This is a genomic window from Microtetraspora sp. AC03309 (genome assembly GCF_020826795.1).
GTDB classification, from domain to species: Bacteria; Actinomycetota; Actinomycetes; order Streptosporangiales; family Streptosporangiaceae; genus Microtetraspora; species Microtetraspora glauca.
Genome location: NZ_JADDIL010000347.1, coordinates 1 through 625 on the forward strand (window position 1 = coordinate 1; position 625 = coordinate 625).

1 protein-coding gene is annotated in these 625 nt (G+C 64.6%); it reads right to left on the bottom strand.

Annotated features, from left to right (window positions below):
• Positions 1 to 48 precede the first annotated feature (48 nt).
• Positions 49 to 625: hypothetical protein (locus IMZ11_RS43255; RefSeq protein ID WP_228649459.1), on the bottom strand; the 577-nt coding region annotated here is incomplete at its 5' end.

Here is a 625-nt window from a genome sequence, read left to right on the forward strand (position 1 = left end):
GTGCCGGTGCTGACCGCAGCACTCAGCGCGGACTGACCTGGCCGCCGCTCACCCCTTCACCCGATCGATGTGGGCCAGGAAATGCCGTAGCACCCCCTGCGGATCCTCGATCTGTGGCCAGTGCGCGATGTCGTCGGCGAGCATCACGACATCGGGGTCGGGAATCACCTCGAGATACCGCTGCGCCATGTGCCGTCCTGAGTTCGGGTCCGACGGCCCGTCGATCAGCCGCATCGACACGTCGGTCTCCCGCATGGCCCGCACCCACCGATTGCGGTACGTGTAGCGGTCGTTGACGAATCGGCCGACTTTGTGGATCACCCGTTTGCCGTCGTTGTACTCCAGGATCTGGTGGAACTTCTCCATCAGCTCCTGCGACGGTTTGGTATCGGCCCCGAACATCTCCCGGATGGTGGGCTCGACGAGCCGCCGGGACAGCCGGCTGCCCTGTAGCGGACTCATGATGTCGCCCAACGGAGTTCGCGACATCGCCTTCTGCAGCAGCCGTGGCGTGTAGGCCTCGTTGAACAACCCGCCGTTGAGCCAGGTGATCGACTCGATCTCCAGTGCACCGTAGGACCGGTCGCCGAACCGATGGCGGGCCAACAGTTCCTGGCCCACGGAA